10 protein-coding genes and 2 pseudogenes are annotated in these 16351 nt (G+C 66.5%); 7 read left to right on the forward strand and 5 right to left on the reverse strand.

All coding sequences use genetic code 11. The annotated features are described in order from the left end of the window. Positions 1-113: 113 nt before the first annotated feature. Positions 114-1471 (forward strand): annotated as a pseudogene (locus LNW73_RS22435) (RNA polymerase sigma factor). A 171-nt stretch (positions 1472-1642) separates the two neighbouring features. Here the strand turns inward: LNW73_RS22435 and LNW73_RS22440 are convergent. Together LNW73_RS22440 and LNW73_RS22445 are read right to left on the reverse strand one after the other, a co-directional pair. Further along, complete coding sequence (locus tag LNW73_RS22440) at positions 1643-2011, reverse strand: hypothetical protein (RefSeq protein ID WP_250991128.1); 369 nt, start codon at positions 2009-2011, stop codon at positions 1643-1645. A gap of 247 nt (positions 2012-2258) precedes the next feature. Continuing rightward, positions 2259-2441 (reverse strand): hypothetical protein, encoded by a 183-nt coding sequence (locus LNW73_RS22445; protein WP_250991129.1) that lies wholly within the window; start codon positions 2439-2441, stop codon positions 2259-2261. A 432-nt stretch (positions 2442-2873) separates the two neighbouring features. Here LNW73_RS22445 and LNW73_RS22450 point away from each other — a divergent pair, with 432 nt between their 5' ends. After that, entirely contained in the window at positions 2874-3545 is a 672-nt protein-coding gene (locus LNW73_RS22450) for a 2'-5' RNA ligase family protein (RefSeq protein WP_250991130.1), read from the forward strand. Positions 3546-3920: 375 nt separating this feature from the next. Here the strand turns inward: LNW73_RS22450 and LNW73_RS22455 are convergent, their stop codons facing one another. Both LNW73_RS22455 and LNW73_RS22460 read right to left on the reverse strand, forming a co-directional pair. Further along, positions 3921-4466 carry an amino acid--tRNA ligase-related protein gene (locus tag LNW73_RS22455; RefSeq protein ID WP_308407704.1) on the reverse strand — a complete coding sequence of 182 codons (546 nt, stop codon included), beginning with the start codon at positions 4464-4466 and terminating at the stop codon, positions 3921-3923. Then, entirely contained in the window at positions 4466-4675 is a 210-nt protein-coding gene (locus LNW73_RS22460; RefSeq protein WP_250991132.1) for a hypothetical protein, read from the reverse strand. Before LNW73_RS22460 ends, LNW73_RS22455 begins: the two co-directional genes overlap by 1 nt. A 237-nt stretch (positions 4676-4912) precedes the next feature. Between LNW73_RS22460 and LNW73_RS22465 the strand changes: the two genes are divergently transcribed. Beyond that, on the forward strand, positions 4913-6079 hold the full coding sequence (locus tag LNW73_RS22465; RefSeq protein WP_250991133.1) for a hypothetical protein: 1167 nt from the start codon (positions 4913-4915) through the stop codon (positions 6077-6079). 155 nt (positions 6080-6234) lie between these two features. Next, the gene (locus LNW73_RS22470; protein WP_250991134.1) at positions 6235-7287 is read left to right on the forward strand and encodes a hypothetical protein; all 1053 of its coding nucleotides are present in this window, start codon (positions 6235-6237) and stop codon (positions 7285-7287) included. 522 nt (positions 7288-7809) lie between these two features. Here LNW73_RS22470 and LNW73_RS22475 read toward each other — a convergent pair. Then, positions 7810-7942: pseudogene (locus LNW73_RS22475) on the reverse strand (IS5/IS1182 family transposase); the annotation flags it as partial. Positions 7943-8261: 319 nt separating this feature from the next. On the opposite strand from LNW73_RS22475, the gene LNW73_RS22480 reads away from it, so the two are divergent. The 3 genes from LNW73_RS22480 (at position 8262) to LNW73_RS22490 (ending at position 16300) form a co-directional block, all read left to right on the forward strand. Then, positions 8262-8747 (forward strand): hypothetical protein, encoded by a 486-nt coding sequence (locus LNW73_RS22480; RefSeq protein ID WP_250991135.1) that lies wholly within the window; start codon positions 8262-8264, stop codon positions 8745-8747. A gap of 579 nt (positions 8748-9326) precedes the next feature. Next, positions 9327-10775, forward strand: coding sequence for a lipase/acyltransferase domain-containing protein (locus LNW73_RS22485; RefSeq protein WP_250991136.1), 1449 nt, complete (start codon positions 9327-9329; stop codon positions 10773-10775). A gap of 143 nt (positions 10776-10918) precedes the next feature. Beyond that, positions 10919-16300: a tetratricopeptide repeat protein gene (locus LNW73_RS22490; RefSeq protein WP_250991137.1), complete on the forward strand. Its 5382-nt coding sequence runs from the start codon at positions 10919-10921 to the stop codon at positions 16298-16300. Positions 16301-16351 lie beyond the last annotated feature (51 nt).

A 16351-nucleotide genomic window follows, 5' to 3' on the forward strand; every position in this document is an offset into this window, starting at 1 on the left:
CGGTGCCTGAGTCCTCGGAGCGCGGAATACCGGATTCTGCAAACAGAGATGCGACCGGTGATCCGCATACGGCGAACTCCCGGACGGCCAGCGGCCAGGCCGCGACCGTCCGAATGCCGCGCGTCTCCGAGCCCGTGACTGTGCTCACCATGGAGGTCGCTCCCGTGCAGACCCACCCCCTGACGACCGTGGCCGAGGTGGTCTTGTCGGAACCCGAGGCCGAGCCGAGGGAACGGGTACCGGAGCAGAACCACGCCGCCACCCACCCGGAAGCGGAGGACGTCCTGGGAACGGAGGACGGCCGGGGAACGGAGGACGGCCGGGAAGTGGAGGACGGCCGGGATCCGGCGCCGCAACCGGGGCCGCTGGAGCCACCGGAGCCGCTGGAGGTCCTGGCGTCCGAACCCCCCGTGCCGCCCCCCGCGCCCCGCGAGCCTCCAGGACCTCCGGAGCCCCGCGCGCCCCGGGAATCCCTGGGCTCCACGGCCAGGGAACCCGAGGCCCGGGACCCCGACGACGAGGCCGACGACCGGGAGCGCCGGTCGCGCGAGGAGGCGGCGGGCCCGTCCGCGGACCTCTTCCGGCAGTACCTCCGCGAGATCGGCCGCATACCGCTGCTCACCGCCGTCGAGGAGGTCGAACTGGCCCGCCGGGTCGAGGCCGGTCTGTTCGCCGAGGAGAAGCTGAACAACTTCCCGGACCTGGACTCCCAACTCGCCGTCGACCTCGACCGGCTGGTGGTCAGCGGCCGGATGGCGAAACGCCGGCTGATCGAGGCCAACCTCCGGCTCGTCGTCTCTGTCGCCAAGCGCTACGTCGGACGCGGTCTGACCATGCTCGACCTCGTCCAGGAGGGCAACCTCGGCCTGATCCGCGCCGTCGAGAAGTTCGACTACGCCCGGGGCTACAAGTTCTCGACGTACGCGACCTGGTGGATCCGGCAGGCCATGAGCCGGGCCCTGGCCGACCAGGCCCGCACCATCCGGGTCCCCGTGCACGTCGTCGAGCTCATCAACCGCGTCGTCCGCGTCCAGCGCCGCCTGCTGCAGGAACACGGCTACGAGCCGAGCACCGAGGAGGTCGCCGCCCACCTCGAGCTCTCCGAGGAGCGCGTCACCGAAGTCCTGCGGCTGGCCCAGGAACCGGTCTCCCTGCACGCCCCGGTCGGCGAGGAGGACGACGTCGCCCTCGGCGACCTCATCGAGGACGGCGACGCCACGTCCCCGTCGAATCCGCCGCCTTCCTGCTGCTGCGCGAACACCTCGAAGCGGTGCTCTCCACCCTCGGCGAACGCGAACGCAAGGTCGTCCAGCTCCGCTACGGCCTCGCCGACGGCCGCCCCCGCACGCTGGAGGAGATCGGCCGCATCTTCGGCGTCACCCGCGAACGCATCCGCCAGATCGAGTCCAAGACCCTCAACAAACTCCGCGACCACGCCTTCGCGGACCAGCTCCGCGGCTACCTGGACTGATCGCCGGGCCCCGAAGGGTCACCCGCCTGCTTTCGGCCGGCAAGGAGGGCCAGCGCGTACTCCAGGTCGCCGAGCCCGGCGAGCAGCCGGCTGACGGTGGTGTTCCATGACGCACCGGGCTGTACCGGCGTGCCACCTCACGTGCTCGCCATTGCTGTCGTGGAGGGCTGCTCAGGCCGGCCGGCGGCCGAGATGGATGACGAAGGTGTTGTCCTCGACGAAGGTGTCGTTGTCGCTGAAGCAGGCCAGGATCTGCTTCACCGCGGCCTCGAACCGGTCGGGCCGGTCACCGAACAGGTGCGGCGCGGCGAAGGAGGTGGAGTACAGATAGCCGAGGACGCCGTCGGCCGACCAGGTGCGGTGTACTGGTACGTACGTCTCGATGACGTGGCTGAACGCCGAGGACTGCAGCGTCTGCCCGAACGGCTCCGGGGGGCGGGGGGATCGGCGAAAGAGCCGCTGCCGGCGCGACGTCGGTCGCCGAGGAAGTCCTGCACGACGCTGTGGACCGCCTGTTGCCAGGGATTGGTGGCCGTCCACAAGCTGCGGTCGGCGAGCACGGCGACCGCCCCGCGCGGCGCCACATGCTGGTTGAGGCGGGCCAGGACGGCGGGTCGTCGAGCCAGTGGAAGACTCTGCAGAACGTCACTAGGTCCGCCCGCCAACGGTGCGGAGGCATGAACTCCTCGGCTGCGCCGTGCCGTAGGGACAACTGGACATGGTGACGGCCTCGGGTGGTAGGCCCGGCCGGTAGCGGCCTGGTATCCGACGGTGCCCTCGAAGATGCTCACACGCTGCTCCCTCTTCGCTCGTCGGCACGGTCACCGGTGGCCTGCGGGGCGGTGACCGGAGAGGCGAACGTGAACGGACCGGCGCTGCCGTGGCGTTCGCGGTCGTGTCCCACGCCCGCGTACGAAACGCGGATCGCCTGGCCGCGGGCGACGACCTGCCCCTTCGGTATCTGCTTCATCAGGGGGATCCTCGGATCGACGGTGCCGGGTGAGAGGTGACCGCCCCCGGGGGGCGCATTCGACCACTGCCGTGGGGGTCCATCGGGGGTCGGGCCCCCGCCCACGGGGGCGGCCGGTCCTGAAGTGCCGTCAGCGATCCGGCTCACAGGGTCACCCGTGACACCGGCCGATTCCAAATAGCCTTGGAACTAAGAACCATTACGGTGCATCCAGCATCTGGAAGATCTGTGGTCGCGCACCTCGCAACGGTGATATCACCGGAGAGATACCCCGTCACCCGGGTACCACAGGTCACTCGCGGTGCAGCCGGAGACGGGTGCCCATCCTTCGCATACGGAACGGCTCTGAGGAGTGCGGTGCACCCGGTTCAGCAGGCTGCCCGCTCCGCCGTCTTTCCCGTCGAGGCCCCTCCGTCACTGACCGATCCCCAGGTGATCGCTGAACATGAATGGGCCGCCTTCGCCGCCCTGCCCGGCCTGGGCAATCACTGGCAGCGGCCCGGCTGGGGACCGGACACCCGCCGCTACTACTGGTTCCTCACCGTGGACCACGCCCCGAAGATCGCGCAACTGGCCCGCCGCTGTCAGGAACCGCTGGAGGGCGACGGCTTCGACATCATCCCGTCCGACGGCCTGCACATCACCGTCTGCCGCGTCGGTGACACGCCCGACATCACCGAGCGGACCTTGGCCGATCTCGCGTCCGCCGCCCGGCTTCGGTGCGGTGAGCTCCCCGCGTTCGACCTCCAGGCCATCCCGGTCACCGGATCCCGCGGAGCCGTACGCATGAGCCTCGCGCCGTGGGAGCCGCTGCGGGCGCTCCACCGGGCGGTGAGCACCGCGTGCCGGGAGGCGGGAATCGGCGGACCCCAGCCGACCCACGACTTCCGCCCGCACCTGGGCGTCGCCTACTGCAACCAGGAGACGGACGCGGCAGCCATCCGCGACACGATCGCGGAACTGCGCACACTGCGGCCGCAGCAGTTCACCGTCAACGAAGTCCTGCTGGTCGAGCTACGCCGCGAAAACCGTGTCTACCGCTGGGACGTCAGGCACTCCATCCCCTTGCTGTCTCCAACTACACCACTCGGAACGGCGACCTGATGGGGACGCTCTCCCCGTCCTGGCGGCGCTGGCGGTGCTGGCCGTGTGAGACGCCGCGGTCCGGCGTCGGCACTCCCTCCCAGGAGGTGGGAATCGACCGTCTCCAGCCGTACAGCCCACGCTAGGGTCCGGGACCTTGCAACAGCTGGCGCTCTTCGATCTCGACAACACCCTGGTCGACAGACAAGGTGCCGTATCGGGCTGGGTCATCGCCTTCACGACCTGGTACCGCCTGGGCGAGCACCTGCGGCCCGGAGTTGTTCGGGCTGGTTCAGAAACGTGCTTCCCCCTCGATTATTCAAGAGATTCGGGCCCAGTACGGCCTCGGGCCGTCCGCGGAATCCCTGTGGAGTGAGTACTGCGCCGACATCGCCGCTACTGATGCACCCGGGCAGCATGGGCGCGCCATCGCCGCCCAACTGCGTTCCAAGGGACCCACAGTGCTCTGGTGTCCGGCATCCTCCATCGCCGAACGCAGGCCAGGGCGGTCGTCTCCGAGGCCAGCTCGAGCAGCACGCCGTAACGGCGCTCGCGCTGCGCTCCTGTGGTGCCCTCCAGACCCTTCCACAGCAGGTCGAACTTGAGTGTCACGTCCGGCCGGCCCGCAGGGCGCATGTGGGCGAGGGGCCGGATGCTCGTCGGGTAGTGGGTGATGAACACGAAGTCACGCCCCACCTGCTCCCGCACGTGAGCGGCGATGCGCCGCTCGCCCCCGGGTCCAGGTCCGCCTTCACGCCCTCCGGGTCCCCAGCCCTTCGCCCGCAGGATCTGCTGGGCTTCGGCCACGGCGATCCGGGGAACGGCGTGGCTCTGCTCCCTGCGGGGACCTCCCGACGGACGCGGGGAGTCTCCATGGTCTGACCTGTCGTCGACGGCCCGCAGGTACTTCTTCCACCTGCCGGCAGCCGATCCCCAGAGCACTAGACGAACCCTGCCGCTCTGGCGAGGAAGCCGAGGACGGCAGCAGTGGTGCCGAGCGCGGTGCAGGCCGCTTTAGCAGCCTTTCCCAACGCCTGAGCGGGCGTGGCGCCGGCGGCCGTCGCGGTGGCGTAGGCAGCGAGGCCGACCACTGCGCCGAAGAGCAGGAGTAGGCCCGCAACGAGCAGTACGAGGGCGAGGCGAAGGGACATGAGGACTCGCTTTCACGAAGGGACCCACCGACTCCCGTCACCCTCTGCCCGGCCCGCCCGTCCCAGCGCATCCCGGGCCGTACCGGGATGTCCCGCACGGAACGAGTGATCAAGTCATTTGTTACGAAGGTGAGTTGAGCGCCACACAACGGCACTTCCGCACTCATCCCGCCTCATCTTGCGGCAGCCTTGATGTTCTACCCACCATGTTCGGGACGGGCAGCATATGAGGTGGAAGTGAGCGATAACGCCCAGAACAGACTTGAATCGGTGTCGACATGGAGTGACGTCAAGCGCGCCCTTATCGACCTGAAGAAGCACTGTGACATCAGCTACAGCCAGCTGGAGAAGGAGTCCACGGTCCTGTGTCCCACGTACCCGGTGTACTCCTCGACGCTCCAGCGGCGGCTCACCGGAGGTGGTGAGCTCGACTGGCTGCACATCCAGTCCATGGTCATGACGTGCCACGCGCACGACGGCGCCCGGCCACCGGAGTGGAGCACGGTGGGCGGCTGGCGCGCATGCTACGAGCGGGTTGAAGGGGCGGAGCCGGTAGTGATGGAAGCACCCAGGGGGAAGAAGCCGAAGAAGAAGGGCCGGAAGCGTACCGGGCGCGACACTCGCATCAAGACGGGCGACGGCGACGGCGGCGTCGTCGTCAACCTTGTCCATGGAAAGGGGAACAGGACGCATGGCTCGGTGACGAAGAACCGCGTCAAGCTGCTCACATCGGCGGCCGGAGCCATCACGTTGGTCGGCCTGGTTGGCGGCGGTGGCGCCATGCTGTTCCTCGGCGACGGCACGGAAGCGGCGCACCCCGGTCCGGGCGGCGTCTCGCAGAGCAAAGCCGCGCCGGGCTCCGCGCTGCCCAGCCCCGGTGTGCCGGTGTTCCCGTCGGTCCCGACATCCCTCAAGACGCCGATGGACGTGTCCGGAGAACCAGGAACTCATGTGCCGAACGACGACCACCGGTCGACGACTGCGGCAGGAGGTGGTTCAGGGAGTGCATCGCCTACACCGAGACCATCCCGCGGCAGTTCGGTCCCCTCCAACCCGGTCATCTCCGTGTCGGAGCCCCCCAAAGCGTCCGTTGCCCCGAGCTTCAAGGTGACAGGCGGCGAGTGCGACGCCTCGGACGCTGCGGCCGGGACCTCTCACTCTCTCAGCAATGAATCGTCCGGCTTCACCAACGGCGGCACCACGTACAACGAGATCGTTGCCACCTCGGATCACAGCAAGCCGATCGCTACGGGGTACACCCACGAGGGCGAGGTCTCCAACGGGAGTTCCGCATGGTCCTGGCTGTGCGAGGCGGGCGACCCGTCGGGCACGTACGACGTGCGGGTCAAGGATGTGAAATCAGGTCGTTGGTCCAACTGGTCGCGGCTGGTGATCAACCCATGAGCGGGTAGGAGCCGGGCGCCCCCGGCGTCCCCAGCGGTTTGCACAGCGCCCAGCACAGCGGCAAGCTGCGGCGGCTGGGGCGCGTGCGGTCTCCTCGAAAGGGGACTCCTGTGGAACCGAAGCGGCATCCCAGCGCGTGCGGTGATCAAGGGGGCATGACTTCTTGGAAGGCAGCTATGACTCGTGGCGATTTAGGCGCACTGGCGATCACCGCTTGGACAATGTCACTTTGGGTGGTGACGATGACCGCGGCATCGCAGCGGCATGGCAATCGGACGTTGCTGGAGCGTGCGGCGTGGAAGCGGGCGATCAAGAGAGCAGAGGATCGTCGAGCCGCCCTAGTGCGGAAAATGGCAACGAGTGACTTGGCGACGCTGCCGGACTCAACCATGGACTACATGCAGCGGGAGGACGTGTTGTTCCAAGCGTCGTCACGTGCCCTGGCAATGAAGGCGATCATTACGTCCGTACTGGCCTTCAATGCCGGCGGAGCATTGTTCTCGGTTGTCATGAGTAGTACTTCAGACCAGTGGCGCCCGATCCTTGCATGTGTCGTGTTGGTCGGACCGATCGCCATCACCGTTGGGTTGAATCTGCTGACCATGGGTCCGGGTATGCAGCGGTGGACAACCGAAGTGGTCACCACTACAGCGCGGCGTTCCTATATGGCCCTGCTGGTTCCCTTCCAAACGTCTGGCCCGGAGCCTGGGACCAGCGGGTCCCCCTACCATTCCCCACACATCCCCGCGGTTCGAGCATTGAATGACTTCGCGCTGTCTTTGGAGAAATATGCGGTGAAACGGGCTCTTCCCGATGGACAGGAACCTATGCCTCGTATCGTGAGGCACTACGCTACGGCGGCGGCACACGTACGCACCCTTCGCGATGGGGTGGAACTGGAACGAGAAGACGGCCGCAAGCAAGCTCTGCGCGAAATAGGACGGATGCTCACCGTCCTGGCAGGCCCCAACCTCAATCAGCTGGTTCCAGCCAACAGCGACGACGAAAGCCTGCTCAATGCCCATCGTGACCGCACCGTGCGACGGCGCCAGATACTCACTCTGGTGATCTTCACTCTGATGTTGGCCGGAATCGCCTCGGCCCTCATTCTCTCGTCGTCGGCTCTCGGCGTCGCTGTCGCCACGGTTGTCGCGGCGTTCGTAGTGGCGTCGTGGGGCAAGAGCTTCGGCCTTTCGCCCACTCCATAGGGCGACGGAGAGACTGCGATATCACTTCAGGAGACGTGATCGGTCTCGGAGTTCGACGGATGGTCTCTCCGCCCGGAATCGACGGTGCCGCGGTTAGTGGTCAGGGCTGCCGGTACCTCCTGGCTTTCGCCGTCCGATTCGGAGTTCGAGGACTCGGCGCCGCCGAGGGCTGGGCCCTCGTTGAGTGGGGCAGCTGTCCTTCACGTAGTCGATGAGCACCTGCTCGCCGTCGGAGTCGTCGTGCATGAGCACCGTCTGTTCGGGCACGCCCGGGGCCGTTCCCGGCCAGCACAGGTAACGGAACGGGAGTTAGTCGCAGATGGCGTCCAGTCCCGGCCCGTTGAAGTCGCGCGGCATCCTCCGGGTCGTTGGTCTCGTGCACGCGCTCCACCCACCACCCGGCTTCCGCAGCCCGCTGAGGGGCAACGCCCGGGGTCACCTTCGGAGGTGGGCAGGGTGCCGCGGGCACGGGCCGAGCTGCTGCGGCAGGTACTCCCACTGGATCCCGGTGTGCAGCACTTACAAGATCCCGTACAGCACCTCCCGGTCCGGCAATGCCTTGCGGCCCGGATACCGGAAGCGCCGCTCGCTGCGGCCACAGCGGTTCAAGGTGATCCCACAGTTCATCCGACGCGATGCACGGTGACGTCCCCATGCCGGGCTGAACGCCGAACTCCCACCCCGGACACGACCATCGGACCCGGTCCACCTCATTGTGTTAGCCGTTGCAAGAGACAGATGTCAAAGATTTCGGTTGTTCAGTGTTGTTGCCCTCCCGGAGGCGTTGGTCTACTGCTATAACAGACTCCCTCGAACTATTCGAGGAAACCGGACTGGGGGGCCTATGTCGGGGGAAGAGAACATCACGGATGCCCTGCTCATTGGGGCTGCGGTCACGGGCATCGTAGAAGCGATGGCTTCAGGGTTGTGGAACTCGGCGCGCGAGAACATAGCACAAGTGTTCAGTCGAGGTATTGAGTACCCTGCCTGACGTTGCTCAGGCACTGGATGGCTGTGGTGGCGTCGACCTCACCTTGGGCTATCCGGCAGGTCGGGCACTGGTGGTTCCGATCACTGTTTCGTCGCGCCTTCAGACCAACGTCGCCGCCAACTTGTTGGTGACTGTTCACATGAAGAACGACGGTTACGTTACGGAGGATGTTGTTAAATTCACGGATGGAATTCATTGTCCTCGGTATGGATTCCCTGAGATGAATCTCGCGGGTCTCGGATCACAGCAAACTGTGACGGCGTGGCTGGTGTTTCTTAATGCTGTAACTCCAGAGGAGCCCAGCGGCAACAAGGACCAACTTGGGCAATCGCTACTTCAGTTCTACGTGACGTTCGGGCGCGACCGGAGCGCCACTTCGTTCGGCCCCAGGGTTTGTGACGAAAGTGAGGTTTTGATCGCGGGAGTAAATACTAGCAATGGTTGCGGAAAGCACATTGCATCGAGTTAGACATCCGGATACGGAAGCCGTTCTTCGAAACCCTTATCGACTCCACTCGCAGGGCCGTCGACCGCACGCTCGCCGGCGCCGGCGTGACGCCTAACCAGCTCGATCTGATCGATGAGCGCGTCATGTGGCTCCGTCGGCAGTACGTCACGTGCCCGCCGCAGCCGATGGCTCAGACAGCTACGCCAATCGCAGGCCTGGTACCCCCCCGCTCGTGCTGCGGCCGACGACAGCGGCAACGTCGGGCTATGCGCCCGCGTACGTGCCCAAGCCGCCATGTTCCCGTACTACTACGGCCCTTTGGATGCGGCCCTTAACCCGGCCCGCGGACCCCCGGCATCTTCTCCGCCATCGCCCCACCGCGAAGCGGCCAAGCCCCTGGGGCGGATTCCCGTTCCAACGCGCAGAGGCTCCCCTGGACCGGGGGCCTCGCGACCGGCCGCGCGAATCTCAGTGCTTCTGTGTATCCCAGTTCTATAGCAAGTCGGCCAAACCATGCTGTTTTGTCTGAACTCATCGCTACCGTAGTGGTCCTGAAATGTCATCACCATTTTGGGTGGTGGCCAAGATCGGGGGATCGCAATGGCGCGGCTCAAGCATCTGATCGTCGTGGTGCCCGGGATCGGCGGCAGCGTGCTGCAGACGCCGAAGGGTGCGGCTCGCTGGGACGATCACCGCCGGCGATTGGTTGCTGCAGCGACGCGACCAGGTCGGCTGGGGCTGGATGAGCACCCTGATTTGGTTCCCGTCGGACTGCTACCGGACATCACGCTGGCCGGCCCATTCGTCGTTCCTGGCTATGACGGCCTCGTCCGCAAGATCCGCAATCAGTTCGATGACGTGCTGGTGGACATCTCTCGACCGGGGTGCGCACCGAACTCCAGGGCTGACCTGGTCCTTTTCCCGTACGACTTCCGGTACAGCATCCAGCAGGCGGCAGAACGCCTTGCTGCCGACATCCAGGCCCGCCTAGGCGGTGAGCATGCCGGAGCACGGCGGCGGCGTGTGATCGTGGTCGCGCATTCCATGGGCGGCCTGGTCGCCCGCTACTGGATGGGGCCCCTGGGCGGCGCCGCGGACTGCGCGGCGCTCATCACTCTGGGTACGCCGCACGGCGGTGCCCCGAAGGCGCTGGATGTCCTGGCGAACGGGATGAAGGTGGGCCGCGTGCGGCTGGCCCGGTTCACCGAAGTGTTGCGTCAGTGGCCGTCGGTGTACGAGCTCCTGCCGCGTTACCCGGCGGTGGGACGTTCCGGCGGAGCCGTACCGCTCAACCCGTACGAGTTGGAGGACGGTGCCACGGATGGCGCGTCGTTCGCAGTGCGCGCGAAGGCCGCGTTCGGCGTCCACCGGGACATCGAGACGGCCTGGACCGAGCTGTACTGCGGCTCTGACTGCCCGGAAGTGACAGCGGTGTTCGGCCGAGGGCACGCCACCCTTCAGCAGGCGCTGCTCGCGCCTTCCGGTTCCGGGATAGCCGTGACGAAGGACGCGGCGGGCTGGTTGCCCAACCCGCACTGGCACGGCGACGGCACGGTGCCGGCGATCTCGGCCATCCCCATTGAGCAGAAGAAGATGCAGGCCCGCAGGGCTGCGCCGGAACGCCATATGGCACTCGCGTCGTCGTCGGTGGTTCTCGACATTCTGGCCGAGCACACGGACGACTCACTTGATCGTGTACGGGGGGAAGCACCGGACGCGCCCTGGCTCGGGCTCGATCTGGATCAGACCGCCCTGGCCTACGAGCCGGTTTCGCTGGGCGTGACCCTGCACGGCGCGCAGGCCGACGAACGGACCCGGGTGCAGGTACGGACCCGCCCCCAGGACGGCAACGGGGGAGACAGCATGATCTGGCTACCCTGCGCGACCGCCGGTGACGGCCGATGGCAGGCGGAACTCCCGCCGCTGGGCGCCGGCGCCTATACCGTCGAGGTCGTTGCCACTGGGGTACCGGTGGTCAGCCGCCTTTCAGCCGGGGACGTGCTGGGCGTTGTCGACGCCGAGAACGCACGGACCGACGTGGACGTATGAGCACGGCATGGCGCCGATGGGCCGGCAACGATCCCAGGGCCCTGACCGAGTACGTTCAGCGCAGACGCCAGGGCGAACACACCCACGGGACCCCAGCCGATCTGCTCGGCACCAGCATGCCCGCCCCCGGGGTAGGCCCTGCTATGACGCGGGCCCGCGCCCTGTACGAGGCCTTCGCCGCCCGCAGCATTCAGTACGCCGACGAGCCGACCACCAGCGACCCCGGCCGCCAGACCATCCGGCCGCCGGACCAGGTACTCAGCCGCCCACGGCACGCCACCTGTCTGGATCTCGCGGTCACCTTCGCCGGAGCCTGCCTGGATGCCGGCCTCCACCCGCTGATCATCGTCCTGGCCGGCGCCAGGCCCGGCGACCCCGCGCACGCGCTGGTCGCGGTGTGGCTCGACGGCGACTGGTCCAACCGCGCCCACCGGGAATACCGCGCCAACGAACAGGACCCCGACTGGCTCACCCTGCCGCCGGATTTAACCGACCAACTCGCCGACAGCGAGGACTCTCCCGGCGCCTTCCTCGCCATTGACGTCACGGGCGTCGCCTCCCGCATCGATGCGGCCGACCCCCGTCGGCGGGAGCAGCAGTCCTGGAGCCAGTCGGTCGCCTATGGTGCCGCGCTCCTGCGGGAAGCCGCAGCGGACCGGTCGCGGGCGACACTCGATATTGGCCTGGGCTACGAACACATCGAGCCGCACCCGCTGCCCTACCGGCCCGCCACCGACGTCCTCGCGCCTCCCTACCTGCTGGTGCCGCAGGACGACCACGACCGCGGCCCGCTCAAGCTTCTGTGGGCCCGCAACAACGCCATCCGCTTTCACCCCAGGGACGAACTCGACTTCCTCCGGGACTGGTTCACCGCCCCGGACCCCCTCGGTCCGCGCACCCGGATCGCACTGCTGCACGGCGTCGGCGGCGCGGGGAAGACACGCCTGGCGGCGGAACTCGCCGACCAGCTGTCCGCCGCCGGTTGGTACGGCGGCTTCCTCGTCCGTGAACCCGATCCCCAGGACCGGGCCTGGCTGGCCGAGGTCGCGTCCCCACTGCTGGTGGTCGTCGACTACGTGGAGGATCGCAAGTCCGCAGACGTCATCAATGTGCTGCGCACGCTGCGAGAGCGTGAGGCGCCGACCTGTCTGTTGCTGACCGCGCGATCCGTCAGCGGCTGGTGGGAGGAAGAGATCTCCGTGGCTCTCAAGGAGGACGGGCATCCCTACGCCCTGCACGACAGCGCGCTGGCAGCCCGCCACCCCCGTCAGGCGGGCGTGTACCGGGCAGCGTTGCGTTCCTTCGGCGGTTCGGACGGCGCCGCCATGGGCCGCCAGCCTCCTCCTGACCCCAACTCCGGCAGGTGGACCACTCTGGATCTGGTCATGCTCGCCTGGCTCGCCGTCCAATCAAGCGACCCCGATGAACTCCCCGGGTCGGAGGACGAGCTGTACGAGAGGATCCTCGAGCATGAGCTGGGCTATTGGGTCCGGGCCTACAGGTCTCAGATCGGAAAACCCTCGAAGCGAACGAAAGGCATACTGCGCGAAGCAGGCGCCTGTCTCAGCCTCCTTGCGCCAAGGGAGGAACGGCTCGACCACAGCCTCAAAGCAATCAAAGAGTTGACGGACGAAGGCAAACGGCGCGATGAGATCGCCGCACTCTTCGCCGACCTGCTGCCTGCCACTCCCGAAGACGGCACCCTGGCAGTCCGGCCGGACCCGCTCGGCTCACACCTGGCATCCAGCGTGTTCGGCGCGGATCGCGCACTGCTCCGCGATTGCTTGAATGCAGCGGACGAGGACGAGCAGCTGAACGCGTGTGTGAGCGTTTCACGGTTCGCTGGGGCACGCGACGAGTCCACAGCCGCAGACATCGCACTGGCCGCCTTGAAGGCGCACCCCGATCTGTGGCGGCCGGCGCTGTCGGTGGCCGCCACGCAGGGAGGCGTCTTCGTCGGGGCCTTGGAGCAGTTCGCTGCGACCGGGGGAGCATCGCTCCCACTGGCCGAGCTGGCTGTTACCGTGCCAATTGGCCACAGCACCCTACGAGGTCTTGCGCTCATAGCTGCTGAATGCTCCAAGCCAGCCGACGCAGCCGATACGTCCGAGGAAGCACTGGCAGCCCGAGCAACATGGCTCAACAACCTCTCCGTCCGGCAGAGCGATGCTGGGGACCGGGAAGGTGCTCTGGTCTCGATCACCGAAGCTGTCGATCTTTACCGTGCGCTGGCCGAGAGTAACCGTGCGGCTTTCCTGCCTGCTCTCGCCAGCTCCCTCAACAACCTCTCCGTCCAACAGAGTGGCGCTGGGAACCGGGATGGCGCCCTGGCCTCAATCACCGAAGCTGTTCGCATTCGCCGTGCGCTGGCCGAGAGTAACCGTGCGGCTTTCCTGCCTGACCTCGCCATGTCCCTCAACAACCTCTCCAACCAGCAGGGTGGTATCGGGGACCGGGAGGGTGCTTTGGTCTCGGTCACTGAAGGTGTCGATCTTTACCGTGCGCTGGCCGAGAGTAATCGTGCGGCTTTCCTGCCTGCTCTCGCCGGCTCCCTCAACAACCTCTCCAACCGGCAGAGTGGCGTTGGGGACTGGGATGGTGCTCTGGTCTCGGTTACCGAAGCTGTTCGCATTCGCCGTGCGCTGGCCGAGAGTAATCGTGCGGCTTTCCTGCCTGACCTCGCCATGTCCCTCAACAACCTCTCCGTCCGGCAGGGTGGTATCGGGGACCGGGAGGGTGCTTTGGTCTCGGTCAGTGAAGCTGTCGAGCTTTACCGTGCGCTGGCCGAGAGTAATCGTGCGGCTTTCCTGCCCGACCTCGCCATGTCCCTCAACAACCTCTCCGTCCAGCAGAGTGGCGCTGGGGACCGGGATGGTGCTTTGGTCTCGGTCACTGAAGCTGTCGAGCTTTACCGTGCGCTGGCCGAGAGTAATCGTGCGGCTTTCCTGCCCGACCTCGCCATGTCCCTCAACAACCTCTCCAACCGGCAGAGTGGCGCTGGGGACCGGGATGGTGCTTTGGTCTCGGTTACTGAAGCTGTCGAGCTTTACCGTGCGCTGGCCGAGAGTAATCGTGCGGCTTTCCTGCCCGACCTCGCCGGATCCCTCAACAACCTCTCTGTGCAGCAGAGTGACATCGGGGACCGGGATGGCGCCCTGGTTTCGGTTACCGAAGCTGTTCGCATTCGCCGTGCGCTGGCCGAGAGTAATCGTGCGGCTTTCCTGCCCGACCTCGCCGGATCCCTCAACAACCTCTCTGTGCAGCAGAGTGACATCGGGGACCGGGATGGCGCCCTGGTCTCGGTTACCGAAGCTGTTCGCATTCGCCGTGCGCTGGCCGAGAGTAACCGTGCGGCTTTCCTGCCCGACCTCGCCAGCTCCCTCAACAACCTCTCTGTGCAGCAGAGTGACATCGGGGACCGGGATGTCGCCCTGGTCTCGATCACCGAAGCCGTCCAGATTTACCGTGCGCTGGCCGAGAGTAACCGTGCGGCTTTCCTGCCTGCTCTCGCCAGCTCCCTCAACAACCTCTCCAACCAGCAGAGTGACATCGGGGACCGGGATGTCGCCCTGGTCTCGATCACCGAAGCCGTCCAGATTTACCGTGCGCTGGCCGAGAGTAACCGTGCGGCTTTCCTGCCTACTCTCGCCGGCTCCCTCAACAACCTCTCCAACCGGCAGAGTGACATCGGGAATCTTGATGATGCTCTGGTCTCGGTCACCGAAGCCGTCGATCTTTACCGTGCGCTGGCCGAGAGTAACCGTGCGGCTTTCCTGCCTGCTCTCGCCGGCTCCCTCAACAACCTCTCTGTCCAGCAGAGTGGCGTTGGGGACCGGGATGGTGCTCTGGTTTCGGTTACCGAAGCTGTTCGCATTCGCCGTGCGCTGGCCGAGAGTAATCGTGCGGCTTTCCTGCCCGACCTCGCCATGTCCCTCAACAACCTCTCCGTCCAGCAGGGTGACATCGGGGACCGGGATGGCGCCTTGGCCTCGATCACCGAAGCTGTTCGCATTCGCCGTGCGCTGGCCGAGAGTAACCGTGCGGCTTTCCTGCCCGACCTCGCCAGCTCCCTCAACAACCTCTCCGTCCAGCAGGGTGGCGCTGGGGACCGGGATGGCGCCTTGGCCTCGATCACCGAAGCTGTTCGCATTCGCCGTGCGCTGGCCGAGAGTAACCGTGCGGCTTTCCTGCCCGACCTCGCCAGCTCCCTCAACAACCTCTCCGTCCAGCAGGGTGGCGCTGGGGACCGGGATGGCGCCCTGGTCTCGATCACCGAAGCCGTCCAGATTTACCGCGCGCTCGCCCAGACCAATCCCGCGGCCTTCCTCCCCGACCTCGCCAAATCCCTCAACAATCTCTTCGACCGACAGAATGAGCGTCAGCTTCTTGGCGAAGCGTGGCTTGCCTCCGACCTAGCCGTCTCGGAACTTACCGCCGGTCCCCAAACCGAACTTCTCGTCGCGCGTGCAAGATGGCGCCACTCGCACGATGACCACACCGGCGCGGCCACAGACCTGCTCCGCGCCGCACAATGCGCGGATGAGACCACTGATCCCGTCTGGGCCGGGCGTTCCCGCCGGGCCGTCCGGGGTTTTTTCGAAGAACTGAACCAGGACGTGCTCTCGCGCCAGTCCGTGGACCAAGTCCTCCTGCACCTGCCCGCCTGGACGAAGGACGATCGCTCACCGGAGACCGTCGACCTGTTCAATGATTGGCTGTCCGCTCCGACGTGGACCGAGGAGGCTGCCTTCCTTCGGAGGGCCTATTCGGGCCTCGCGGCCCCGAAAGGCCGGGCTGCCCTCGACCTGATCCGCGCGCTGTACCCGGAGGTCGCCGGCCTCGGTGACCTTGCAGACGTGCTGGACGCCGCAGACGAACGCGGCCTCGATCAGGTATTGGAGGAATTCCACGAGACCCACACCAGGGCTGATTTGGTTCGCCAATGGCTCGCCACCCCTACGTGGCCAGACGACCTGGAATTCCTCAGTAACCACCCCCAGCTGACCGCCGACCCTCTCGTACGCGAACTGCTCGCCTCACAAGGGGACGACCCAGCGTCAAACCAGCACCTGGGCATCCTTCAACTCGCAGGCCACCTCCCCGCGCCAGATGTCTACGACGCCGTCACCGACCCCGCAACAGCGCACGACACAGCTATGGAGTTCGTCGAGCAGGGCCAACTCGACGCGCTCTTGCCCCTCTTCCTCGCAGCTCCAGCCCTCAGGAGAATGTCGTTCGTCGCTCCATACCTGTTCTCCGTGTTCTCGCTGTTCTCCACCACGACTCCGGAATCGCCACGCACCGACGCAGTGTCAGGCGTCCCCTCCCCGGCCGAACTCATTGCAGAGGCCGCAGCGCAGAGCTCCGAAGTCCAGAGAGGTGCCGGCGCCAGCCGCCTCCGCCGGCTCGCCTTGCGGCGTCCGGAGCATGCCGAGGCGCTCCTCGACCTCGCCACCCTCCTGACGGCAGCCGCCCCGACCCAGTCCAGCAACTCCGATGTCGGCGCCGACGCCCATGCCGACTGAGGAACCCCCACTGCCCCTGACACCCTTACCCGGGCTGACAGTAGAAGAGCT

It is taken from the genome of Streptomyces sp. RKAG337 (assembly GCF_023701715.1).
In the GTDB taxonomy this organism is placed as follows: Bacteria; Actinomycetota; Actinomycetes; order Streptomycetales; family Streptomycetaceae; genus Actinacidiphila.

What these genes read in the sequence shown, in the direction of transcription:
- LNW73_RS22445 (WP_250991129.1), bottom strand. Translation starts at nt 2,441, where the DNA reads ATGAAGCAGATACCGAAGGGGCAGGTCGTCGCCCGCGGCCAGGCGATC.
- LNW73_RS22460 (WP_250991132.1), bottom strand. Translation starts at nt 4,675, where the DNA reads ATGTCCCTTCGCCTCGCCCTCGTACTGCTCGTTGCGGGCCTACTCCTG.
- LNW73_RS22470 (WP_250991134.1), top strand. Translation starts at nt 6,235, where the DNA reads ATGACTTCTTGGAAGGCAGCTATGACTCGTGGCGATTTAGGCGCACTG.
- LNW73_RS22485 (WP_250991136.1), top strand. Translation starts at nt 9,327, where the DNA reads ATGGCGCGGCTCAAGCATCTGATCGTCGTGGTGCCCGGGATCGGCGGC.
- LNW73_RS22490 (WP_250991137.1), top strand. Translation starts at nt 10,919, where the DNA reads ATGACGCGGGCCCGCGCCCTGTACGAGGCCTTCGCCGCCCGCAGCATT.